Origin of the sequence: Methylobacterium sp. WL1, assembly GCF_008000895.1 — a bacterium.
Taxonomy (GTDB): Bacteria; Pseudomonadota; Alphaproteobacteria; order Rhizobiales; family Beijerinckiaceae; genus Methylobacterium.
Genome location: NZ_CP042823.1, coordinates 348,755 through 370,553 on the forward strand (window position 1 = coordinate 348,755; position 21,799 = coordinate 370,553).

25 protein-coding genes are annotated in these 21,799 nt (G+C 64.2%); 12 read left to right on the forward strand and 13 right to left on the reverse strand.

The features are described from left to right. Positions 1-63: 63 nt before the first annotated feature. From FVA80_RS01915 to FVA80_RS01925, 3 genes are all read right to left on the reverse strand, one after another. A complete protein-coding gene (locus tag FVA80_RS01915) occupies positions 64-804 on the reverse strand; it encodes a hypothetical protein (RefSeq protein WP_147906059.1) in 741 nt (246 codons plus the stop codon). 613 nt (positions 805-1,417) lie between these two features. After that, positions 1,418-2,293, reverse strand: coding sequence for a methyltransferase domain-containing protein (locus FVA80_RS01920; RefSeq protein WP_147906058.1), 876 nt, complete (start codon positions 2,291-2,293; stop codon positions 1,418-1,420). 4 nt (positions 2,294-2,297) lie between these two features. Next, positions 2,298-3,119, reverse strand: coding sequence for a methyltransferase domain-containing protein (locus tag FVA80_RS01925; RefSeq protein WP_147906057.1), 822 nt, complete (start codon positions 3,117-3,119; stop codon positions 2,298-2,300). Between the two features lie 285 nt (positions 3,120-3,404). Between FVA80_RS01925 and FVA80_RS01930 the strand changes: the two genes are divergently transcribed. Together FVA80_RS01930 and FVA80_RS01935 are read left to right on the forward strand one after the other, a co-directional pair. After that, entirely contained in the window at positions 3,405-3,767 is a 363-nt protein-coding gene (locus FVA80_RS01930; protein ID WP_147906056.1) for a hypothetical protein, read from the forward strand. A 23-nt stretch (positions 3,768-3,790) separates the two neighbouring features. After that, on the forward strand, positions 3,791-4,159 hold the full coding sequence (locus FVA80_RS01935) for a hypothetical protein (RefSeq protein WP_147906055.1): 369 nt from the start codon (positions 3,791-3,793) through the stop codon (positions 4,157-4,159). A gap of 263 nt (positions 4,160-4,422) precedes the next feature. On the opposite strand, the gene FVA80_RS01940 is transcribed toward FVA80_RS01935, so the two are convergent. Continuing rightward, entirely contained in the window at positions 4,423-4,683 is a 261-nt protein-coding gene (locus tag FVA80_RS01940; protein ID WP_147906054.1) for a hypothetical protein, read from the reverse strand. Then, the gene (locus FVA80_RS01945) at positions 4,683-5,396 is read right to left on the reverse strand and encodes a Crp/Fnr family transcriptional regulator (RefSeq protein ID WP_147906053.1); all 714 of its coding nucleotides are present in this window, start codon (positions 5,394-5,396) and stop codon (positions 4,683-4,685) included. The genes FVA80_RS01940 and FVA80_RS01945 overlap by 1 nt, the downstream gene beginning before the upstream one ends. A gap of 271 nt (positions 5,397-5,667) precedes the next feature. Here FVA80_RS01945 and FVA80_RS01950 point away from each other — a divergent pair, with 271 nt between their 5' ends. Together FVA80_RS01950 and FVA80_RS01955 are read left to right on the forward strand one after the other, a co-directional pair. Continuing rightward, the gene (locus FVA80_RS01950) at positions 5,668-6,801 is read left to right on the forward strand and encodes a helix-turn-helix domain-containing protein (protein WP_147906052.1); all 1,134 of its coding nucleotides are present in this window, start codon (positions 5,668-5,670) and stop codon (positions 6,799-6,801) included. Continuing rightward, positions 6,798-7,043, forward strand: a complete 246-nt coding sequence (locus FVA80_RS01955) for a hypothetical protein (RefSeq protein ID WP_147906051.1) — start codon at positions 6,798-6,800, stop codon at positions 7,041-7,043. Before FVA80_RS01950 ends, FVA80_RS01955 begins: the two co-directional genes overlap by 4 nt. A 105-nt stretch (positions 7,044-7,148) precedes the next feature. On the opposite strand, the gene FVA80_RS01960 is transcribed toward FVA80_RS01955, so the two are convergent. After that, positions 7,149-7,445 (reverse strand): CopG family transcriptional regulator, encoded by a 297-nt coding sequence (locus FVA80_RS01960; RefSeq protein ID WP_147906050.1) that lies wholly within the window; start codon positions 7,443-7,445, stop codon positions 7,149-7,151. A 1-nt stretch (position 7,446) separates the two neighbouring features. After that, positions 7,447-8,109, reverse strand: coding sequence for an AAA family ATPase (locus tag FVA80_RS01965; RefSeq protein WP_147906153.1), 663 nt, complete (start codon positions 8,107-8,109; stop codon positions 7,447-7,449). 158 nt (positions 8,110-8,267) lie between these two features. On the opposite strand from FVA80_RS01965, the gene FVA80_RS01970 reads away from it, so the two are divergent. The 3 genes from FVA80_RS01970 (at position 8,268) to FVA80_RS01985 (ending at position 11,745) form a co-directional block, all read left to right on the forward strand. Beyond that, positions 8,268-8,501 (forward strand): hypothetical protein, encoded by a 234-nt coding sequence (locus FVA80_RS01970; protein WP_147906049.1) that lies wholly within the window; start codon positions 8,268-8,270, stop codon positions 8,499-8,501. 116 nt (positions 8,502-8,617) lie between these two features. Beyond that, on the forward strand, positions 8,618-10,042 hold the full coding sequence (locus FVA80_RS01975; RefSeq protein WP_246692232.1) for a hypothetical protein: 1,425 nt from the start codon (positions 8,618-8,620) through the stop codon (positions 10,040-10,042). Between the two features lie 119 nt (positions 10,043-10,161). Beyond that, positions 10,162-11,745 carry a hypothetical protein gene (locus tag FVA80_RS01985; RefSeq protein WP_187193570.1) on the forward strand — a complete coding sequence of 528 codons (1,584 nt, stop codon included), beginning with the start codon at positions 10,162-10,164 and terminating at the stop codon, positions 11,743-11,745. A gap of 146 nt (positions 11,746-11,891) precedes the next feature. On the opposite strand, the gene FVA80_RS01990 is transcribed toward FVA80_RS01985, so the two are convergent. The 6 genes from FVA80_RS01990 to FVA80_RS02015 form a co-directional block, all read right to left on the reverse strand. Next, positions 11,892-12,209 (reverse strand): hypothetical protein, encoded by a 318-nt coding sequence (locus tag FVA80_RS01990; protein WP_147957773.1) that lies wholly within the window; start codon positions 12,207-12,209, stop codon positions 11,892-11,894. Between the two features lie 33 nt (positions 12,210-12,242). Continuing rightward, on the reverse strand, positions 12,243-12,680 hold the full coding sequence (locus tag FVA80_RS01995) for a hypothetical protein (protein WP_147906046.1): 438 nt from the start codon (positions 12,678-12,680) through the stop codon (positions 12,243-12,245). Next, positions 12,665-13,099 (reverse strand): hypothetical protein, encoded by a 435-nt coding sequence (locus FVA80_RS02000; protein WP_147906045.1) that lies wholly within the window; start codon positions 13,097-13,099, stop codon positions 12,665-12,667. The genes FVA80_RS01995 and FVA80_RS02000 overlap by 16 nt, the downstream gene beginning before the upstream one ends. A gap of 15 nt (positions 13,100-13,114) precedes the next feature. Next, positions 13,115-13,318, reverse strand: coding sequence for a hypothetical protein (locus FVA80_RS02005; RefSeq protein ID WP_147906044.1), 204 nt, complete (start codon positions 13,316-13,318; stop codon positions 13,115-13,117). A 128-nt stretch (positions 13,319-13,446) separates the two neighbouring features. Further along, positions 13,447-15,885, reverse strand: a complete 2,439-nt coding sequence (locus FVA80_RS02010) for a phage/plasmid primase, P4 family (RefSeq protein ID WP_187193571.1) — start codon at positions 15,883-15,885, stop codon at positions 13,447-13,449. A gap of 218 nt (positions 15,886-16,103) precedes the next feature. Then, positions 16,104-16,613 (reverse strand): hypothetical protein, encoded by a 510-nt coding sequence (locus FVA80_RS02015; protein WP_147906042.1) that lies wholly within the window; start codon positions 16,611-16,613, stop codon positions 16,104-16,106. A gap of 238 nt (positions 16,614-16,851) precedes the next feature. Between FVA80_RS02015 and FVA80_RS02020 the strand changes: the two genes are divergently transcribed. The 5 genes from FVA80_RS02020 (at position 16,852) to FVA80_RS02040 (ending at position 21,770) form a co-directional block, all read left to right on the forward strand. After that, complete coding sequence (locus FVA80_RS02020) at positions 16,852-17,136, forward strand: hypothetical protein (RefSeq protein ID WP_147906041.1); 285 nt, start codon at positions 16,852-16,854, stop codon at positions 17,134-17,136. After that, complete coding sequence (locus tag FVA80_RS02025; RefSeq protein ID WP_147906040.1) at positions 17,133-17,654, forward strand: HNH endonuclease signature motif containing protein; 522 nt, start codon at positions 17,133-17,135, stop codon at positions 17,652-17,654. The genes FVA80_RS02020 and FVA80_RS02025 overlap by 4 nt, the downstream gene beginning before the upstream one ends. Then, positions 17,651-19,363, forward strand: coding sequence for a phage terminase large subunit family protein (locus FVA80_RS02030; protein ID WP_147906039.1), 1,713 nt, complete (start codon positions 17,651-17,653; stop codon positions 19,361-19,363). Before FVA80_RS02025 ends, FVA80_RS02030 begins: the two co-directional genes overlap by 4 nt. Next, the gene (locus FVA80_RS02035) at positions 19,363-20,940 is read left to right on the forward strand and encodes a hypothetical protein (protein ID WP_147906038.1); all 1,578 of its coding nucleotides are present in this window, start codon (positions 19,363-19,365) and stop codon (positions 20,938-20,940) included. Before FVA80_RS02030 ends, FVA80_RS02035 begins: the two co-directional genes overlap by 1 nt. A gap of 86 nt (positions 20,941-21,026) precedes the next feature. Next, positions 21,027-21,770, forward strand: coding sequence for a hypothetical protein (locus tag FVA80_RS02040; protein ID WP_147906037.1), 744 nt, complete (start codon positions 21,027-21,029; stop codon positions 21,768-21,770). Positions 21,771-21,799 lie beyond the last annotated feature (29 nt).

Consider the following 21,799-nt stretch of genomic DNA (forward strand, 5'->3'; position numbering starts at 1 on the left):
CAGTGCGCGGGCGAATGGGCGCGAGGGTGGGGTGGGCCCCCCGTAGGGGGCCCGGTGTGGGGCTTAGGCCGCCTTGTTGAAGTGCCGGGCCAGGGCCGACCGGGCATCGACGACCACGTCGTCGGCCAGGACCGGGGCCAGCGTCGGCGCCGTCTCAGCGGCCAGCGCCTCAAGGCGGGCCAGATCGGCGAGCTTCCGGTTGACCGCGTCCAGGATCATCATGAGATCCGCGCCGGTGTGGACACCGGCCAGAGCGGTCAGCACGTCGGCCGTGGGATCGGCCGTCACCGGGGCCATATCCGATATGGCGGCGCTGTCCGTGGCGTTGGCCGCGAAGAAGAGAGCGGCGGCGCCGCTGTTCTTCGCCATGGCCTTGGCCTTGGCAGCCTCAGCCTTGGCAGCCTTGGCAGCCGCCTTGTCGAGCGGCTCGAAGGCGCCCGCCGTGGCCCAAGCCCGGATATCCGAACCGGAAGTGATGTTCAGTTCTTCGAACATCTCCCGGACCCGGTCGACCGCCTCTTCCGTGGCCATATCCAATATGGCGGCGACTTCGTCCGCAGCGTGGGTGTGGAACATCCCGGCCGCCGTCTCCACGCCCTTAACGTAGCTCTGCCAGGTGTTTTCGGCGATCACGCCAGTCTGCGCAGCGCGCACGGCCAGGTGTTTGCGGATGACCTTGGTATCCGTGCCCGAGTTCATCATGAACAGGAGCGTGAAACCGCTGTAGGCGTGGAGCTTCATGCTCTCAGCGCCCACGAGGGCGGCGAACGCGACATCGGCGACGGTGGCGTTGTTGAGGGCCATGGTCTGAGATCCTGTTAGGCTGGCCATATTGGATATGGCGGGGGGTGGGCCGGTGTGACCCACGAGACACACCTGTGGTGTGTCTGGTGCGCAACACCGTGGGGTGTGGCCCGTGGGCCACACCGGGTGACAGCCTAGGCGTAGGCCTTGGCGATCAGGACGCGGCGACGGCGCTGGTGGAGGTAGAGCAGGACGGCGGCGCAGCGATCAAGATCAAGCTGGTCGAGCACGTCCGAGGCGAAGAAGTCTCGCATGGTATCCTCTGAGGGCTGGCCCGGGCCATATCCGATATGGCGGGGGCGGGGCTGGAGTAGAGCTAAGTCCCTCTATCCATGTATCCACTCTACCATGGAAAATATTCCACGCAAGAGGAAAGTGTAGGAATATATAGGCTAATTGCAATAGTGACATAGTTATCACTGTCAAGTTCTAAGTAGAGCCGTCCCCCTTTTTCTGTGGAATATCTTGGCCTCGGTGTATCACTATGGTCGATGTGCTTTTCCGGAAATTTTCAATATTTGACTGCTAGCACTCGAATACTTGAAGCGTCAAGGCCCGCCCACCGGCTGCTACACCCGGGGGCGGGCCTTGGTTCAGCACCAGGCTCAGCACCCTACGGCCGACCCAGCAGCCGGTCGAGCAGTGTGCGCCCAGCGCGGCCAGGCATCCCCTCCAGGTCCGCCATCAGCATTGGGGGAGGGGAACCTGCCTCGATCGGCTCCCCGTCCTTCTGCGCCACCAGCATGTTGCCGCAAGCCAGCTCCGACTGCGCCACCTCGGGGAGGGCGGCCAGCAGATGCGTCCACTCCTCCCCGTGCGGATCCAGCGAGATCAGATCGCGCACCCGCATCTTGCCGACCCGACGCCGTTCCGCCTCCGGCAGCCGGACCAGCAGCACCTGGAGGATCCAGCGCACGGTGTAGGCAGCGCTCTGGTGGGCGCCCGTGAAAGCCTGCTGGACCTGGAAGCCCTGATCCGCGAAGATCGACTTCAGGCCCTCGCGGGTGGCGTTGAAATAGTGCGAGGGGTAGCCGTGAACCGGCTGCAAAAACGGCCAGTCGATCATCACGTAGCCGCCCGGCTTGAGCATCCGGTACATCTCCCGGACCACCACCCACGGCCTGGGGACGTGCTCCAGTACCGCGAAGCACCCCACACCCATCAAAGACTGGTCCTTGATCGGGTAAAAGCAGTCTGGTTCAACGATCAAATCAGCCGAATTTGATGGATAAACCTCCAAATACAAGCAGTTTTCATAGGTTTTCGACCTTAAACCGCACCCAAGATCAAGGAATAGCTCGTCTGGATGCGATTTAATCAGATTATCGAACATTTCGACGTTATGATTGGCGCTTTCACTCTGATACTGGCTCAGATCGAAGTGCCGGTCCCCGGCGATGATCGGGAACTGCCCGCTCGGGTGGTTGTCCAGCGGCTCGGCCAAGATGTGCCGGAAGCGTTCGTATTTGGCGCGCGGATCGTGTTCCATGACCTCACCTCCGACCTAGCCGACCCAAAAGACCCCGGCTGCGAGGCGGCTCGGGCACGAGAGCCGGCGGCTCGGGCTCGGGCTCGGGTGTCGGCACGGGAGCAGGGCGAGTGGGATCGACGAGCTTCGAGGCGTCGAAGTTGTGGGGCCGCCGGACCGCGATGATCGAGGGGCGCGTGGCCATCTCCGATCCGCCTTCGGCGTCATGATGCTCGGCGTGAGCCGTCGTGAAGAACACGTCGAAGCCGAGGTTGTCGAAGAGCTTCACGTAGAGGCCCCGAGACAGGTGCCACCAGACGTAGTTGATCTCCGGCCGGTCGAGGCGGGTGATCGGGTGGAGCAGCATGTCGTCGAGCGGCACCACGTCGGTGAACGGGATCAGCACCGCTTCCTTCGCCAGGCGCGCCCAGGCACCGATCGCGTAGACCGGGTCCGAGAGGTGCTCGACGATCGCGCCGGCCATGACCACGTCGAAGGACTGCGCCTCCCACTCGTACAGCTCGGGCATCGGCGCGTAGACGCACTGGGCCCGGGATCCGAACTTGTGCCAGGCGTGCCACCAGGACGCTTTGATGGGCCGTAGGTTTTGTACCTCCCAGACCTCTCGATGGTGGACCACGTCCTGGTACGATAGCGACGACGCGAACGGGACGTGCCGAAACTCATGGGTCGAGGCGGCATCCAACCCCGTCACGATGGCGCCGGCCTTCTCTGCGTTGAAGGCCAGATAGCCCGAGGCCGTCCCGACGTCGAGTACAGTCTTGCCTTTGAGGTCGTAGCCACCAATGTACTTGCTGAAATCGTCGATCGTCCAGCTGCCCTTCACCACAGATCCATCTGGAAACCGCATCGAGTGATACCAGTAGGGCTTCGGGTCCGCAGAGTTTGACCACGGAGCCTCGTACCGAGGCGAGCGATTACTCGAAGTGTCGTTGGCCATGCAGGAACATCCCTCTCCAGTACCTGGGCGGGTCCAAGGCGCGAGTTCTTATCGGCTCCCGCGACGAGCGTCGCTGAAGTTTTCTTCGCTACCCCGGGTTGATCTGTTCCAGAAAAAGTGAACGGGCCCTTACAGATTGCGGTACGAAATGATCCGAGCTACGCCTTTCCGATGCGCAGCCTCATCGTCGCCATCGTACTGTCCACCACCGTCGCAAGAGCGGATCCGCTCACGCCAGGCGACAAGGCCGTGATCCTGGACTGGGCCCGGCAGACACTGGCCGATCCCTACTCGCTGCGATCCACCGGCATCAGCGCACCGCTCGCATCGCCTAACGGGCGGCCCATGGTCTGCATCGAGTACAACGCCCGCAGCGTGACCGGCGGTTACGCCGGCATCGACCGCATGAGCTTCGTCTGGACTGCGATGGGACTGCGGCCTGGCACACGGGGCCTGGGCGGCGTCACCAACCTGACCTGCTACCAGCCCGGGGTGACCATGAGGCCATTCCCCGAGCTGTTGCGCATCCAGTAGATAGCCTTTTCAGAGGAGACCCTATGATCGCAGAAGCCGCCAACACCCTCACTGTCCTCAAGGGAACGCTGGACGAACTTATGGCGCGTCGGACGGACCCGGACACGGCATATCGTCGGTTGCGCAATTTCCACCGGGTCAATGGCCTCGATTGGACCCACCGTCTGAACCAGGCCGCGAATGACTTCATGACGGAGGCGACCGCCTTCACGGCCGGCGGTGACGCGATCAACTTCGCTCTCATGACCGATGAGGACCGTCAGGAATATTACGAAGACGCGATCAAGGCTCTGCGCGCCTATCGTGATGAGTTGCGCAACGCCAAGATCACCGAGGCCCACCGGCAGATGAGCACGGCAGACGAAACGCAGGTCGCCGAGCCAAACTTCTAGATCGTCCGCTCTGGCTCTCCACCAGCTTCGGCACATAGGCCGAGAGCCAGGTTCGCCGATCCTGCTTGGCTTTTACCGCAACCAGTGCAGGCGTCAGCATCTACCCGGGCCCAGTTAGTTGGGTCCGGGTTGGTCCAAATTTGCCACTCCGCCCCTATCGAGCGGGACTGCTTTCGACCCTTTGCAGAAGGTGGGAGCGTCCGCTTCCGCGCGCTTAATGGAACAGAGCTGTGCGATCCTGGCGGGGATGATGCGGATCGCGCTCAGTCCCAGTCCTCAAGCTCGACGACCGTATCGCTGAACGGCACCGTGAGCACGAGCTGGCCCGCCGCGTCCACGATCTCGAACGAGCAATCCATCCAATCCTGGATGAAGGTGTGACGCTCCCGCGCGATCATCGCCCGCGCTTGCGCCAGAACATCTACACGCGCGGCGTTCAGGTCGGCGTACACCGCGCCTTCCGGATCTACGGCCAGGCCTGTGGGTCCAGGACGATGCCGAATATTGATGAAAAATAGCGGCATCAAGCACCCTCGATCAGGCGGGTGAACTCGGCCTCGGGCAGGCCGTAGGCGTTGTCGGCCACTTTCTCCAGGGTCTCGCGATCCAGGATCGTAATGCGCCCGCGCCGGGCTCGGATCAGCCGGTTACCCTCCAGAGCCTGGATGGCCAGGGTCGTGCTGGAGCGGTGCACGCCGAGCATCATCGACAGAAACTCGTGGGTGATCTGAAGATCATCGCCGTCAAGTCGGTCGTGGCACATCAGCAGCCAGCGGGCGAGGCGTACGTCGATGCTCTGGCTCGCATTCGCGAAGGCGGTTTGCGCCGTCTGGACGAATTGCACCTGGATCGAGCGCAGGAGCAGCTTGCGTAGGCTCGCGCTCTGATCAACGGCCACGCACAGGGCTTCCGTGGTGATGCTTAGTATCTCGCCCGCGCTCTGAATGAAGTGATCGTGTGGTGTGCAGTCGTCGCCGAGCAGGATGGGCAAAGCGCCGACCAGACCCTCACGTCCGATGATGCCGAGCTCGACCCTCTTGTCCGAGCCATGCGTGGTGATCGAGCAGAAGCCGACCTCGGGAAAGAACAGCTGCTTGATCGGGGTGTTGGGTGCGATCAACTGCTGGCGCAATTCAGTCACCACTGGCTGCAAGTGCGGCTGCAACAAAGCAAAGTCGTCGGGCGAAAGCTTCTTTAGAAGAAGATTGCGAACACTCGGTTGTTGGTGCGGAGACATAGCTCTGCTCCCTGCTGGGGCGAGAGCACGCTCTGTCTCCTAAGCGCCTGCGCCCGGATCAACCGGCAGGCGATGACCATCATAGGCGGGTTCTGCTAGCCGCGGCAATGCGACATACAAGTCGGTGAGGTATCTAACAATTCGGATTGTCGGATACATCACCAAGGATCAGCGGCATCTATCTTGGCCCTTTCATCCATGTGTATCACTTGGATCAGTGAGCTCTGCGCCCCCCTGAATAGGTGGACACCTCAAATGGCCGGAGCATCGCATGACGCGGATGGATCGACAGCCTGCTGTCCTGCTCGCGGAGGGCGATGCCGTCATCGGCATGGACCTGAGCGACGCCTTGGAGTGGGCCGGCTACCGGGTGCTTGGGCCGGTAGATACAGCCGCCGAGGCGCTACGCCTGCTCGTGCAGGAGAAGCCGGCTGTGGCCGTCATCGACGTGGCCCTGAGGGATGGGTTCTGCGCGGACCTGGCTCGCACCCTGCGCCGCCTCGATGTGCCGTTCCTCGTCCACTCGGGCTGGCAGCGAGAGGAGCGAATGGCCAGTCACTTCCAGGGCGCCCCCTGGCTCGGCAAGCCGGCCCTGTCCGCGGACATCGTCATCTCCGTGAACGAACTCGCCGCGTCCATATTTGCGCCGGCCACCCCGCCACGGCTCCCGGAGCCCGGGGGCACGGGCAATCCGCTGATACGTAAGCTGGAAGGCTTCACGACCCTGTCGGACGCAGATCGGGCGGTCTTGGCGCGGATTAGCGCGGAGCCGCGCCACGTCGGGCCCCGCTTCGACTTAGTGCGCGAGGGCGATGCCCCCGAGGGCGTGTTCCTGGTGATGAACGGCATGGCGGTCCGCCATAAGCTGCGGGCGACCGGGGCACGGCAAATCATGGCGTACCTTGTGCCGGGGGACATGTGCGACCTCGACGTCGCCCTGCTGAGCGAGATGGATCACACCCTCTCCACGGTGTCGGACTGCGAGGTCGTACGTCTGACGCCCGACACGGTGGCCGACCTTCTGGCGAACCATCCGCAGATCGCCCGAGGGTTGCGCAAGGCCCAGCTCGTCGACGAGGCGACCTTGCGCGAGTGGCTGGTCAACGTGGGTCGCCGCTTCGCCATAGAGCGGATCGCGCACCTGTTCTGCGAGTTGCTGCTGCGCTTCCGTGCGGTTGGATTGGCGTCCGACGACAGCTGCGACCTGCCGGTCACTCAGGTGGACCTGGCCGACACCACGGGGCTCACGTCCGTCCATGTAAACCGCTCGCTCAAGGAGCTCCGGCAAAAGGGGCTGATTGAACTGAGGAACAAACGGCTCAAGATCCTCGACCTGCCCCGCCTGCGGGCGCTAGCGGAGTTTCGGCCCAACTACCTACACCTGGACGACCGAGCCGCCGCATGAACCTACGACTGCAGCCCGTGCAGGTCGCCACGAACAGTGACGACACTGAGAGCCAGCTGGTCTTCGCGGACGGCTTTCTAGTCGCGGTTCTGGTCCGTCTCTCCGAGCAGCATGAGGACGACGCAGGTAGGTGGTTCCTGGAGGCGGGGTTCGGTCCGATTGATCTCAATTGTCCCCCTCTGTTCATAGATCTGGATGAAGCGCAGACCTGGATCCTGGACCAGCTGTCGTCCGAGTTGTGACGACAGCACGGTTCTGATCGAGGCCTATTTAGAGAATGTCTGCTTCGGGGCGAAAGGCCAAGGTCTGCTTTCCACCCGAAGCAGACATCCGCTGGGCTCCATCCGCTAGCCCAGCTTCTGGTCGAGCATCTCCCGGATGGCGCGGTTGATCACCGTCGATCGCGCCTCGCCGTTCTTAAGGGCCTCGGCGTTGACCTGCTCCAGCAGCTCTGGCGTGATCAGGTGGGTGATCTGGACCTTGTGGCCCATCACGTAGCCGTCCCCGAGCGCGCGCTTGGCCTTGCCCTTTGCCGGCCGCCCCTTCGCGCCCATGTCGAGCGCCCCGGCGGTGACCCGCTCGAACGCCTCATCGGTGGGCTCGGGTCGCGCCTTCACCACCGGCTTCTTTCCGTTGAGCGCCATCTTAATTTCCTTCCGTTTCCACCTGGAACACACCTAACATCAACCTCTCCAGCTCGGCGACCGCCTTCCGGTCTGGTGAGGACTGCTCGGCCACGCCGATCCCGCTGCTCGATGCCGAGGCGAAGGCCTTCCGGTCGACCAGGGGCGCGTCGAGGTAGGTGAACTGCGGGATCTCCCGCACGACGTTCGCCGCCTCGGCGTTGTCGGCCGACGCGCGCCGGGCCTCGGCCTTGTTCATCACCGCGTAGGCGACCAGGCCGTCGCGCTCGGCCGTGATCACGTCGAGCACCTTCGCCATGTCCTGCATCGCCCACAGCTCGAAGCCCTTGGGCGCGAACGGCACCACCGCCACGTCGGCGAGCATCAGCCCGACGCGCAGCGCCGCCGTATCCCGGCCACCCACGTCGAGGATCACGTCGTCGTACTTCTTGCCCTGCTGCGAGACCTGGGTTCGCAGCTGCCGGGCGTCGTCGTAGAGCGAGCACGCGATAGCCGGCGCCAGCTCGGCATCCGCCCGGCTCTGGATCGCCGCCGCCGCGGTGCCCTGGGCGTCGCCGTCGACCAGCCACACGTCTCGGCCCATGCAAGCCCGAGCGATGGCGATCTGCACTGCCAGCGTCGTCTTGCCGACGCCGCCCTTCGTATTTCCCACCAGCACGATCATCGGTGTCGTCTCCACATTCCGTCCAGCTCGTTTCCACATGGAATATAGATGGAAATCGAGATCTCGCCAGGTCTTGAAGATGGTCATTTTCGTACCATCTTCTCCCTCGTAGTGCTAGCAGTTCCAGCCGGACCCGCAGCCAAAACAGGGAGGCCATCGTGGCCAAGTACACGCTCGACGAAGTGACGAAGGCCTACCCGGCCGGGTCCAAGGTGACCATCAAGGCTGGCCGGAAGGACCCATCCAGCCGGGTGGTCGAAGTGAAGGGCGTACGGGAAGCCGGCGTCGCTGGCACCAAGGGCCATTCGATCTGGATCGACACCGTGGAGAAGCTCGACGGCGGCAAGGAGGTCACCCGCTCCATCCGTCCCGGCAGCGTCGCCACCGCCTGATTTCTCAGGCCTCAAGGCGCCCCGGATTTAGTTCTGGGACGCCTTGCCTTCGTGGTACGTATCGTACCATATCCACCCCGGGGCGCCGGACGCCCCATCTTCCCCAAGAGGTTCCCGTGAAGACCACACTCCGTATGCTGGGCCGAGGCCTAGCGCTGGCGGCGGCTGTCGCACTCACCCTGTCCCCAATCCCGGCCGCGCAGGCTGGCTGGCAAGGCCCAGGCGGGGCAGCCTGGTTCGAGAACTACGTGAAGCCGAACGGCTACAACTACGCCCCCTCGGTAATCTCCGAGAACGGCACGACCGACGTGTGGTGGTGCGGTCAGGGCGCCACGGACGTGATCTACCACCGCTCCTACTCGGCCCCCGGCTTCAGCCCGATCTCCCAGGTGCTGTACCCACGGCAGAACTGGAACAACAAGTACACCTGCGATCCGAGCGTGACGAAGGGCAACTTCGTCAACCCGCAGGACGGCCAGCACTACCAGTACATTATGTACTATTCGGGTGCGGATAACCTGCCCGGCAACAACAACCAGCTCGGCCTCGCCTACTCGAACGACAAGCTCAACTGGGTCGACTACCAGGGTGACAGCATCCTGAAGCCGCTCGGCGACGCCTCGAACAACTACGGCATCGGCCAGCCGTCGACCTTCAACGCGGACGGCCAGTCCAGCCTGTTCGTGTTCACGACCGACACCTCGGTCCCGGCCGATCCGAACTTCGCCCAGATCTTCGTCCGCCACACGGCTGACGGTGTTCACTTCGATGCCCCCGTCCGTCTCCCGGCCAAGGCCAACGACGGCACCAGCATCGGGCCGAACTCGGATTTCGCCTACGACTACGCTTCCGGCGATGTCTACATGATCTCGTCGCAGGGTGGCCGGAACTGCTCCACCAACCCCTGTAAGGATCCGGTGAACAACCCGGACCGCGAGACGTACCAGCTCGCCCTCTACAAGATGAACATCTCGCAGGTCCTCTCGGGCCAGCCGTTCCTCTGGACCGCCCTGGGCCAGCTCAACACCGACCAGACCGGCTTCTACCTCACCCACAGCCCCGGCTTTAACCGGGACGCCTCGGGCAACCTGACGCCGTTCTTCCCGAACATCCAGATCTTCCACTCGGGCGGTGACCCGTCGCCGACCACCTGGAAGCTCACCTTCTCGCTGCTCAACAAGGACAACCCGTTCGCCCCGCTGAACCGCTACTACAACGGGTCGATCCACAAGGTCACCTCGGGCTACGCCGGTCCCGGCTTCAACCTGGAAATGACCCTGGGCCAGATGGTCGTCGCTCCCCAGCCCGGTGCCACGCACAAGATCTACTCGTGCTTCACCGGCGGCGACTACTTCCTGAGCGGCCAGGCGAGCTGTGAGGGTCAGCAGCAGCTCGGCGTGACCGGCGAGATGTTCAACGATCCCCACGATGGCATGCACGCGGTGTTCCGCTGCGTAACCGGCGGCCACCACTTCGCGTCGAACGACGCGAACTGTGAGGGTCAGCAGGTCGAGGGCCCGCTGGGCTACGTCTACAACTAAGCCTCCCCGCAAGACGGCGCACCTCCCCTCTCAAGGGGGGAGGTGTGTCCTGCCCCGACTGTACGAAACGTACCGTTCGGGCAGGACACAGAGCCTGCATCCAGCCCAGAGGTAAGAACGTGCCAACCAACCAGACCCTCGCCCAATTCACCGACCTCAACACCGTCGACCAGACCGGCCAGTACGTTGTGCCGGACGCCGGCAACTACCCGCCCGGTGCCCGCACCCAGTGGCTCTATCTCGATGTCGAGACCTGGGGTTACGGCAACGGCTTCGTGATGCAGATCGCGACCGAGCTGAACCCGACCGGATCGCAGGCCCAGTCCTGGCGTCGCCTGAAGCAGGATGGCGGCTGGGGTGCTTGGGACCGCCTCCTCTCGGCAGCGTTCCCGGGTGCCGGTGGCAGCGGAACTGGCGCGCAGGGCCCGGCTGGTCCGCAGGGCCCCGCAGGTCCCCAGGGTCCCGCTGGTCCGCAGGGTCCCGCTGGTCCGGCCGGTGGCGGTGGTGGCGGCGGCAGCTCCGTCGCGATCAACTACCAGGAGCGCAAGGTCAACGTCCGTGACTTCGGCGCCGACAACAACGCCTCCGGGGCGCAGAACGTCGCCGCCTTCCGTGAGGCGATCCAGAACCTCTACAACCTCGGCGGCGGCGCGCTCGTGATCCCGGGTGGGGACTTCCTGCTCGACGACACGATCTCGTTCGACGCCCCCGGTCTCGGCATCAAGATCTACGGTTCGGATCTGGAGAGCCGCCTGATCTTCTCGGGCGGGATGCAGAACGGCCTGGTGTGCAACGCCCGGTCGGTCACCCTGGAAGGCTTCCGGGCCATCGCCACGAACACCCCCGGCATGAACGGCGCCGGCTCGCTGATCTACGTCCGCAACGCCGCCCCGCTCGGGTCCGAGTTCGAGAACATCTCGATCCGCGACCTCGGTCTGGAAGGTCGTCCGGGCTCCGATCCGTTGTACTTCCTGGCGCTCCAGAACCCGGCGTTCGCGCGCATCGACGGCGTCGGCATCGTCGCCTTCGAGAACGAGAGTTACGGGTCCAAGGGCAACGCCGGCATCTACATCTTCGGCGAGACGGCCTCGAACGCCTCGGCGGTGGGTGACTTCACGGTCCATGGCGCCAACGTCTACGGCGTCGAGACCGGCATCCTGGTGTCCGGCGGCACCGGCGACAACGGCGCGCAGACGGTCGAGGGCTGCTCCTTCACCGACTGTGTGGTCCAGGGCGCCCGCATCGGTCTGCACATGCAGGCCAGCGGCTACAAGGCCCCGGGGCACTCGTGGAAGGGCGGTCACATCAACTGTGACGGCGTGGCCATCCAGCTCGACAGCTGGGCGCAGTTCAAGATCTCGGACGCGCTGTTCTACCTCAACGCCGGTTCGGCGCGGAAGCAGGGCCACATCCTTCTCAACAACTGCACCGAGATCAACGTCCACGACATGCACCTGCTGCATTTCGCGACCGTTGCGGGGCAGCCGGCGACGGGCGTTGGGAACTTCGGCGTGGCCTTCGCGGGCTCGACCGACCTCTGCCAGGTCCACGACGTGGATTGCTACGGCTTCGCTGGTGGGTCGGCCGCGGTCTACAACGCGGGCGGCGGTGGCGCCAACCGCGCTCACCACGTCGGCAAGCAGGGTGGCCAGACCATCCTGGCCGGCTCGGTCCAGGACCTGGGCGGCAACCACGCCCTTTAGTCTGCCCTGACCACACGGTACGTTTCGTACTCAAGGGGCCGGCATCCGAAAGGGTGCCGGCCCTACTGCTATGTGGCATCCACCTGGAGCGCACATGAAAAAGGCCCCGCAAGCGGGGCCTTCCTCGTCTCCAGCTCGGGGCTGGCTTAGGCGGCCTTGGCGGCCGGTCCCTTCACCGAGGTATCGGCGGCCGGCGCGGCCGGCGCGGCCAGCGCCGACTTATCGAGCGCCTTCACGAAGGCGTCGTAGCCGGGCTCGCCCCCCAGGATCTGGCGCAGGCCGTTGTCGCCCGGGAGCGAGAACCGCACGGCGTCGCCGTCGATCGTGTAGGCCGTGGCATGCTTCTCCTCACCGGAGGCCATGTCGCGGACCAGGAGGAGGCCATCCTTCACCCGGGCCTCCCAGCGCGGGTCGCCGCTCTTCACCAGGGCGGACACGGAACGGGGCTTGAAGCTCGTCATCATCTTCTCCAGTCAGTACGTTTCGGACCATGCGGTTCAGACGCGCGAGCGCGCCGTCAGCGAGGCCTCTAACATGGCGCGTACGGCGCTCGCGCCCAAGGGGTTCTCGTGGCGCATGCCCTCGTTCTGGGCTGCGATGATCATCTCCGGGGTCACCTGGAGCCCGCGGGTCGGCAAGATACCGGCCTGGTCACGGCTCACGGCGCCCGCAGATGCCCCCAGGACGGGCGCGGAGGCGATATGGTCGTGGACGGGCCCGGTCCCGGGCTTCCGGCCGCGCTGGGCCCAATCCTCGAAGCACAGGGCCTGTCGGCCGGCTTCGCGGCAGCGGTCGACGTAGTTGAGGTAGGCCGTGCTCTCGCTCTCGTCCTTCACCTCGACCACGTTGCCCTCTCGGGCCTCGGCCGCAGCCAGGCCGGGGGTGTCGGGGCCGGCCAGCTCGACGCCGGTCTGGTCGATCACAGTCGTTCGCATTGGAGTGCTCCTTCGATCGCAAGTTTGAGGGCTTCTGGGTCAACGCCCGGGAGGAAAGATCGAGCCGCATCAACCATATCGTCGGTGACGCGGCCCGCGGCGGCGTAGTCCCGGCGCAGGCAGGCGGCGAGCACGGCGCCCGGGGTCGGCTCGTAGACGGCGAGCCGCTTCCCATTGGCCGTGATCACCACGCGCTCGCCCCGGTCGAGGCGCTCCCGGATCACGCCGGCTCGATCCGCCAGGCTGATCTGCACCTGGCTCTGCGTCGGCAGCGGCGCCCGGAAGATCGCTGCGAAGGCCTTCCGGCCGGCGGCGTAGGCCGATGCCGGGTCGAACCGCTTGAGCGGGTCGTCGGCCATCTTCGCCTCCATCCGCTGCCGGTAGCCTGGCTCCTCGGCCACGTTCGGTAGGTTTTCCATGTGGAGACCCCGTGGTTATCGCTTGGGCTTCGCGGGGGAGGGCGCCGCCTTCTCCCGCTTCAAGGCAGCGGTGCCGGCTGCCAGCCGGAGGCGCTTCACGTCGGCCTCCAGCTTGTCGTTCTGCCGGAGCAGCTCGAAGTAGAAGTCGACCAGCTCCGGCTTCGTCTTGTTCATCAGGTACTTGCGGGTGATCCGCGCGGTGCTCTCGAATACGGGCATGACCAGCTCTCCATGGTACGTTTTTGACCGTCGGATCACGATCAAAAATAGTATTCGTCAGCGCCGCCGACGCCATTTCGCAGCATCGGTCTCCAGCTGGATGCGGCGCCACACGTCACTAGCAATGTTCACGCTGCAGCCCGCCTGTTCGCGACAATTGTGAGGTAGCGAAAAACCGGGATCGGAAGGCCCTTCGCACCAGAAACCTTGTCCATCTTGAAGCCGAACTGTCCCTGGAGCTGGCCCATACGCTTGACGAGCATTTTCGACCCAACAGGCGAGACACTCTGACTGATGCAGTACGACCGATATTCGTTCCAGAGGGTCGTGAAGGTGGTGTAGTTGTGCTGGTCCGACACGTCCTTGTGGGCCTCGGCTCCCAGGTTCATCCAGCCATGATCCCGGAAGCCGCAGAGAAAATCCCGCACAGAGTTCAGCTCGTTTTCCAGCATCTCGCGCTGCTCGATCGAGGAGACCGGGTCGGTCAGCTTGAAGTTCTCAGTCCGCAACCGGATCATGTGGTTCACCGCCCACGCGGCGATGGCCTCGCGCTCCTCGGCGATCACGACCTTGTCGTAGTCGTTGATCTTGCGCTCGTCCTTCGGGAACGCCCGGGTGAACACCAGGAACAGCCACCGGCGGGTAAACCCGTCCGAGCTGTCCTTGCTCTTGGGATGGTGGTTCGAGGCGAACCAGTGCGCCGCCTTCGGGCGGAACGTGAACATCTTCTGGTTCTTCTCCTGCGCCTCGATCTGCTCGCCGGAGATGATCTGCTTGAACTTGGCGCTCTCGATGAGCTGGGTCTCCGACAGCTCGCCCGCGAAGTTGAGCAGCTTGCCGACCAGCTGCGCCGGCCCGAACTTGTCGCCCCACATCGTGGGCGGCAGGGTCGTCTGGGCGTCATCCGGCATCAGAGCCTGCATGATCTCCATGATCCGGCTCTTGCCCGAGTGCGCGACGCCGTAGAGGCAGATCGCGACCTGCACCTCGGTCATCTTGCCGAACAGGGTCATCGCCATGACCTCGCCGAGCGCGGTCACCTTCTCGGCGTAGTCCGGGTCGTCGCCCCAGTAGTCGTTCAGCATGCGCTGGAACCGGGTGCATTTGCCGGCCAGCTCGGGCTTGTACGGGTAGGGCAGGGTGTAGGTCATCCCGTAGTCGGGATGGTGCTCCTTCAGCTCCAGCTCGTCCGTCAGGTAGCCGTTCACGAAGTTGATGCCGGGCTCCAGGCGCTTCTTCAGCTCGCCCTTCTGCATGCCCCGGACGGTGCGCAGGATGCCCTGGTGATCGGACGCCCGGGTGGCCGCCTTGTAGCTCCCGTACTCGTTGATGATGTGCTTGAGCACGTCACCCTCGTCCATCTTCTCCCAGGCAGATCCACGCCACTGCCATAGGGTATCCAGGTGGAAACGGATTTCCCCGCCCAGGTCTTCGAGGTCGCGCACCACGGCCTTGGCGATCTCGGCGTGGTCGCCGCCCGCGATCGGCCCGGCGCGCAGCTGCGCGAGCTGGCGGCGCACCGACGCCACGCTCACCCGCCGGGCGGACACGGTGGCGATGTAGTTGAGGATCTGATCCTCCTCGATCGGCTCCAGGTTGGGGTTCGAGGCGATCCGGTTCAGGACCTGCTTGACCACCGAGGTGAACTGCTCGGGGCTGTCCTTCACGCCGGCCTTCTCGATGTGGGCGTTGAAGTAGGTCATGATCTGACCGTGGTCCCAGGTCTCGTTGTCCTTCGAGAAGGCATCGAGCCCCCAGGCCGCGCGCTGCTCGTCGGTCACGCCCTCGTCCCAGCCCTTCGGCAGCGCCCGCGCCTTTGGCCCGGTCACGTCGCGGATCAGGAACTCAATCAGCTTCTGCGGCCCCTTCTCCGGCGCGATCACGTCGCCGTAGGTCTTCTGCATGAAGGTGCCCACCGCCAGCTCGATCTGGGCGCAGGCCTCCAGCAGGGTCTTCTCGCCCTTGATCACGTCTCGGGCGAATAGGCCGGCCATCGACACCAGGCGCGTGTCCCGGTTGCCGGTCGAGATGTAGTCGGTGACGGCGCCGAAGGCCGCCGAGCCGACCTGGAGCCCGGCCTGGCCGAGCGCGTCGCGCAGGATCTGCTCGATGTTCGGCGGCAGTGAGCGGATGTCGGAGAGGCAGTCGACCAGGTCCTTGTTGGCCCGGTACGGCTGCTGCGTCTTCGGGTGGATCGAGGGCGGCAGCACGATCTGCGAGCCGGCGCCGAGCATCTCGACCAGCGACTGCAGCTTGCCATCGGCATCCTTGTACTTGATGCGGATGATCGGCTGGCCGTCGTACTTGTAGATGACGACGTAGCCCTTCTGGCCGATACGGCGCCAGGGCGACGGTGGCAGCACCTTCTGCAGGATGCCGAGCACCACGGGATCGTCCGTGTCCACGTCGATCGCGACGAGCCCGCTCTCCGGCCCGAGCGGCAGACCGATGTTGCCGTCACGGTGGAACGCCTTCCACGACAGGCGCTCGGCCTCGTTCGGCATCCGGCTCTGAAGCGATTGCCACTTCATGATGACCGGCTTCTTGTCCCCTCGCTGGAGGGGCATCACTGGGAGCCCAGCGGCCCAATATCGGTCGCAGTTATCTGCGAAGATATTGGAAGTCTTAAAGTTGTCGTCCGGGGACATACGGGGAAACCCTCAACTCGCGCACATAGAAAAGAGATCGAACAGTAGAGAGGCCGTCAGCATTGCTATGCTGAGCCAAATCAACTGCCGTAGTTCGTCCGGCGTGGTCATTTTCGTACCGTGAATTTTGCTCAAAGCTACGCGCTGGCGCCGTTCAGCTTTTTCAAACGCTCCTTGAAATCGAGGCGCGCATCCTTGTCGAGGACCTGCTCCATCGTGTCGACCACGAGGCGCTGGAACTCGTACATCTGCTTGAGACCATGGGCCTTTTCCTGGAGCCCCAGGTAGCGATCCATGAGGGAGGAGTAGTTCTTCAGGAAGGTCAGGCGCTCGCCGACATCGTCGCTGCTGTCGAGGTCGCGCTGCAGGCGCTTCATCGAGTTCAGCGCCGCCTTCACCTCGACGATCAGGCTGTCCGCCTCCTCGTCCAGTGTGTCGCCCGGCTTGAAGATGGCGTCGACCGTATCGTCCTGGCCAGAGCGGGTGGACGTGACCAGCCGCCGCAGGAACCCCTTAAGCTGTTCGGGATACGGGCATTTCGCGTCGACCAGGAACCCCGGGTCGAAGTCCATTTGCTGCCGGATCGCCTCCAGGCTGAGCCCGAGGGTTTGCGGAAGGCTTGGGTAGATCCGATCTTCGTCCGACATCGTTGGTCCTCTCGGGGCACCGGATATAGTGGGCACATTTCAGCATTTCTAGGCGGGCGATAGACCTCAATCAGTGTTGATGTAGTAAAATTGACACTAAAAACTTCATCGACCACACCCCACATATCTGAGATCTGAGATCATCTGGCCAACCTAAATGTCTGATCATGCTGCGAAAAACGCACGGTACGAAAGTGACCGTGGGCCCTGGGTGATCAAGCACCCGGATGCGACCCCGTTGGCACCGTGGTTCGTGGCGCTGATGCCGATTGATCTCGACGACCCCGCGAGCCCCGTCAACCCGGGGTTGGTCGCCGGCAGCGAGCGCGCCCAAGAGGCGCTGCAGTTCGCCCGGGAGATCGACGCGGTTCGCTATCGCCGGGCGTATCTCCACCCGGGCATCGCCTGGGTGATCGAGGCGGTGCCGCCCCGCGTCGGACCGCCGACCTGGGCCGAGGCCGAGCCTGACCCGCTGCTCGAAGCGCTCCAGGAGATGGAAGCCGAAGCGAGCCTACGGCCGTGAAAGCCCACCCGCTCCCCGACGCCGACTACCTGCGCGCTCGCCTGGCCTACGACCCGGCGACCGGCGTGCTGACGTGGCGTGAGAACCCTGACGCCCCGCGCCACTGGAACTCGAAGCATGCCGGCAACCCGGCCGGGTATGCCGACGAACGCTACGTGTCGGTCCGCCTGGACGGACGGCTCTACCGTGCCCACCAGATCATTTGGAAAATGCAGACGGGCGATGATGCCCCGATGGTCGATCATGAGGATACGGACGGGCTGAACAACCGTTGGGACAATCTGCGCCTGTCAACCAAGTCGCAGAACATGGGAAACCATGCTGGTTGGAAGAAAAAGACACTACCTCGTGGTGTCTTCGCACACCAAGGACGCTTCAAAGTCCTGATCACGGCCAACAAGAAGCCGAAATACATCGGCATGTTTGGAACCGTGGAGGAAGCTGCCGAAGCGTACGCAAAGGCAGCTCGTGAACACTACGGGGAATTTTCCCACACTTCCTTCGGAGCCAAGTCGTGAACCCCCACCTGACCGGCTTCATCGGCGGCTTAGACGAGCGCTTCCCCGACGACAGCACCAGCATGTCCATGTCGGAGTGGATCCAGAAGAACACCCGACTGCGGCAGCGCCCCTTCAGCTTCAAGGGCTTCGAGTTCCAGCGGCAGATCGTGGATGACCTGCACAATGATCTGACGTGCATTAAGATGTCGCAGATCGGCCTCACAGAAGTACAGATGCGTAAATTTTTCGGCTTCCTGAAGCGGAACGTCGGAACGGCAGGTATTTTCTCCATGCCAACCCAGCCGATGCGCGATCGGCTGTCCCAGACCCGCATCAAAACGATGATCGAGGGGGAGCCAATCTTCAATGGCCCGATGGTCGCGAAGCCAGTACGTCAAAAAGCTTTGTACCAGGTAGACGAGAGCTACGGCTACATCACCGGCACCACCGAGGGCGAGGCCACTTCAATCTCGGCCGACATCCTGTTCGAGGACGAGGTGGATCTCGCCGACCAGAGCATGCGCTCGCTGTTCCAGTCGCGCCTCCAGGGCTCGCAGTGGAAGATCACCCAGCGGTTCAGCACTCCCACCTACCTGGGCTATGGAATTGATGCCGCCTACCAGGCCTCGGACAAGCACGAGTACCCGATCCGCTGCGTCTGCGGTCACTGGCAAACGCCGATCTTCCACCCCCGCTTCCTCTGCCTGCCCGGCCTGAAGGGCGATCACGAGGACCTGTCCAAGCTCGGGCAGGACGAGGTCGACGCCATCGACATGGATGGCACCTTCGTGCGCTGCGAGAAGTGCTCCCGGCCGCTCGATCTGGCCGGCGGCCAGCGGGAGTGGGTGTCGGAATACCCGTCGCGCCGCGCGCGCGGCTACCGGGTCCGGCCGTTCTCGATCGCGACCATCACCATCCCGTACATCTTCCGCCAGCTGCTGGAGTACCAGCGGAAGGACAACCTGCGCGCCTGGTTCAACACCGTCATCGGCGAGGCCTTCAACGACAGCAACGCCCGGATCTCGGAGGAGGACCTGCTCGCGATCATGAACCCGCGCCAGGTCGATCCCGGCGAGCTGCAGACGAACGACCTGTTCCTGGGCTGCGACGTGGGCCAGACCTGTCACGTCGTGATCGGCAAGGCCAGTTCGATCCTGGAGTTCCACCAGGTCCAGCAGGCTGACATCGTCGAGTTCATCAAGGGCCGCGTCTCCACCCTCGGCATCGTCCAGGGTGGCATCGACATGTACCCCTACACCCCGACCGCCGAGGCGATCCGGGAAGCGACCAATGGCGTCGTCATGCCGATGGCCTACTCGACCTCGAAGACGGCTCCCCCGATCAAGGAGAGCTACGACGAGTTCGAGACAATCACCCACTACACGATCAACCGGACCAACGCCCTCGACCTGGTCGCGAAACAGTGCCGGAACCGGACCTGGCAGCTCGCCGGCTACGGCCCCTACGCCAGCCTGGTGAAGACCCACTTCCGCGACATGATCCGTATCGAGGCTCCCGACGAGCCGCCGGTCTGGAACAAGATCAACGGAGATGATCACTTCCTGCATGCCGCCGCGCTCCAGCAAACCGCCGTCAGACTGCGTGCTGGAATAGAGTTCTCGGCCGATCAAAGAAGCAACGTTTTCTTCGGCGGCGGCTCTCGCTTGTTCATGCCGGCAGGTCGTCCCATATTTCGCGGAGCTGATCACGCCGGAGTTCTACGATAGTGGCCGACAACCTCTCCGGCAAACTGCTGTCCATCATCCCCTTCAAGAAGAAAGCGAAGGCGGGCGGCACGGCCATCACCGCGACCTACAATCCGACTGCGGCAGACCAGGTTCTGACCCAGCCGACCTATCGCGACCACCTGGACGACATCTTCACGTCGCGCCAGGCTGACAACAGCCAGACGCTGATGCGGTCGCTGATGCAGAACGACCCGGACGTGTCCGGGACGGTCAACGGCTACCTGACGCTCGCCGACACCCAGATGATTGCCTACGTCGAGGACATCGACGGCAACGTGGACGCGGAGAAGAGCCGCGAGCTGCAGCAGCTGATCACCAAGCTGTCGAACCAGACCGACTTCACGCAGGGCTTCCAGCTGAAGCAGGGCCTGTACCGGCAGTGTGAAGAGCTGCGCTACATGCTGCTGATGCGGGGCGCGATCGGCGCCGAGCTGGTCTTCGACAAGGCCGGCCTGCCCGACGCCATCCGCAACGTCGACATGGCCGGCATCCGCTGGACCGAGAAGCAGCCCGGCCAGTACAAGCCCGGCCAGATCGTGGCCGGCCGCTCGGACCCGGTCCCCATCGACACGCCGGCCTTCATGGTCGGCTTCTATCGGCGCGACCCGACCAACATCTACACCGCGTCCCCGTTCGTCTCCGTGATCAACACGGTGGCCGCCCGGCAGCAGGTCATCAACGACCTGTACCGGATCATGCGCGTGAACGGCTACCCGCGCATCGAGATCAAGGTGCTGGAGGAGATCCTGCGCAAGAACATGCCGCCGGGCCTGAACGCCCCGGGGCAGGAGACCCAGCGCCAGGACTGGCTGAACGCGCGCTTCGCCGAGATCCAGACGGCCTTCGACAACCTGTCGGTCGACCAGTCCATCGTCCACTCGGACGCGATCGAGCTGAAGATCATCAACGACAAGGCCCCCGGCATGGCGGTCAACGTCGAACCGATCATCAACGTCCTGAACGCCCAGAACCAGGCGGCGCTCAAGACGATGTCGACGATCCTCGGTCGTGGCTCCTCGGGCGTGAACACCGGCTCCGTGGAAGCACGCCTGGCCGCGCTCTACGCCGACCAGCTCAACGAGCCCATCGCCGACCTGCTGAGCCGGATGTTCTCCTTCGTGCTGCAGCAGGGCGGCTATGCCGGCTTCGCCAAGGTCGAGTTCGACCCGGCCGAGCTGCGGCCCTGGACCGAGCTTGAGCCCCAGCTCACCCTCCGCTCGCAGCGGCTACGCCAGGACCTGTCGGACGGGCTGATCACCGACATCGAGTACCACCTCTGGGTCTACAAGCGCCTGCCGCCTGATGGGACGCCCGAGCTGTCCGGCACCGGCTTCCTCACCCCGGCCGCGCCAGACGAGGGAACCGGCGCCGATGGCGCGTCCGGGTCCAGCACCCCGGTCAAGCCGGAGAGCGTGAGCCCGAAGACCGACAGCGTCGGCCGCGCATCGAGCCCGGCCCGGACCCGCGCCACGGCCGGCGCCCGGAAGCAGACGCGCCGCCTCGTGAACACGCCGCTGGCCGCCGCAGCACTGGAGATGATCCGCTCCGCTTCCTAAAAGTTAGGAATAATAAGAACTCGAATTGTTGCAGCATTGAGTGAGCATTCCTATCTGCTCGCAAGCAAAACAGCGGACTTCTCACAGTGAAGCAGCTACCCCTCAACGACGATCTCCGGGCAAAGCTCAAGGCAGCTGCGCCCGATACCGATCCCGAGAAGGTGGCTGTCTTCGAGGCGGCGGCGCTCTCGACCGCGCCGGTCCGCAAGAAGCACCCCGTCTACCAGGGCGCGGTGCATACGGTGAATTTCCTCGCCCAGATGCAGGGCGAGCTGACGAAGGAGAGCCGGCCCCTGCAGATCATGCATGGGTCGTCGGACGGGGACCAGCTGCCGATCGGGCGGGTGTTCCACGGCCAGATCTCCGAAGGAACGGGTGTCGACGGCGCGACCGAGCTGCTGACCCTGTTCTGGATCGACAACGAGCACGAGAGCCTGATCGCCAAGGTCAACTCGGGCACCATCGACCAGGTGAGCGTCGCGATCCTGGGGAAGTCGGCCAAGTCCAACAAGACGGGCTTCGACTTCATGGGCCCGGACGCTGACCTGGAGAACATCTGGCTCGGGGTCGACGACAAGGGCAACAAGATGGGCGTCGATGGCGCCCATGTCATCGTGGACGAGCTGGATGGCTGGTTCGAGATGAGCCTCGTCGGCCAGGGCGGCGCGCAGGGGGCCCGGATCAAGGGCAACCGGCTGCAGCTCTCCGCATCGGGTCAGGAAGTCCCCTCCCTGACCCTCGAACTTTCCACCGGGCCTGCGCCCACACCGACACCCACCCCGCCGGCCCCGGCGCCCCAGAAGGACATGTTCGACATGGACGCCACCTAGTTCGCCACCCTCATCGCTGAGCACGCCAC

Bases quoted from the DNA above. Each gene is read 5' to 3' on its own strand.
- FVA80_RS01915 (WP_147906059.1), bottom strand. From the start codon at position 804: ATGGCCCTCAACAACGCCACCGTCGCCGATGTCGCGTTCGCCGCCCTC.
- FVA80_RS01920 (WP_147906058.1), bottom strand. From the start codon at position 2,293: ATGGAACACGATCCGCGCGCCAAATACGAACGCTTCCGGCACATCTTG.
- FVA80_RS01930 (WP_147906056.1), top strand. From the start codon at position 3,405: ATGCGCAGCCTCATCGTCGCCATCGTACTGTCCACCACCGTCGCAAGA.
- FVA80_RS01935 (WP_147906055.1), top strand. From the start codon at position 3,791: ATGATCGCAGAAGCCGCCAACACCCTCACTGTCCTCAAGGGAACGCTG.
- FVA80_RS01940 (WP_147906054.1), bottom strand. From the start codon at position 4,683: ATGCCGCTATTTTTCATCAATATTCGGCATCGTCCTGGACCCACAGGC.
- FVA80_RS01945 (WP_147906053.1), bottom strand. From the start codon at position 5,396: ATGTCTCCGCACCAACAACCGAGTGTTCGCAATCTTCTTCTAAAGAAG.
- FVA80_RS01950 (WP_147906052.1), top strand. From the start codon at position 5,668: ATGACGCGGATGGATCGACAGCCTGCTGTCCTGCTCGCGGAGGGCGAT.
- FVA80_RS01955 (WP_147906051.1), top strand. From the start codon at position 6,798: ATGAACCTACGACTGCAGCCCGTGCAGGTCGCCACGAACAGTGACGAC.
- FVA80_RS01960 (WP_147906050.1), bottom strand. From the start codon at position 7,445: ATGGCGCTCAACGGAAAGAAGCCGGTGGTGAAGGCGCGACCCGAGCCC.
- FVA80_RS01965 (WP_147906153.1), bottom strand. From the start codon at position 8,109: ATGATCGTGCTGGTGGGAAATACGAAGGGCGGCGTCGGCAAGACGACG.
- FVA80_RS01990 (WP_147957773.1), bottom strand. From the start codon at position 12,209: ATGATGACGAGCTTCAAGCCCCGTTCCGTGTCCGCCCTGGTGAAGAGC.
- FVA80_RS01995 (WP_147906046.1), bottom strand. From the start codon at position 12,680: ATGCGAACGACTGTGATCGACCAGACCGGCGTCGAGCTGGCCGGCCCC.
- FVA80_RS02000 (WP_147906045.1), bottom strand. From the start codon at position 13,099: ATGGAAAACCTACCGAACGTGGCCGAGGAGCCAGGCTACCGGCAGCGG.
- FVA80_RS02005 (WP_147906044.1), bottom strand. From the start codon at position 13,318: ATGCCCGTATTCGAGAGCACCGCGCGGATCACCCGCAAGTACCTGATG.
- FVA80_RS02010 (WP_187193571.1), bottom strand. From the start codon at position 15,885: ATGCCCCTCCAGCGAGGGGACAAGAAGCCGGTCATCATGAAGTGGCAA.
- FVA80_RS02015 (WP_147906042.1), bottom strand. From the start codon at position 16,613: ATGTCGGACGAAGATCGGATCTACCCAAGCCTTCCGCAAACCCTCGGG.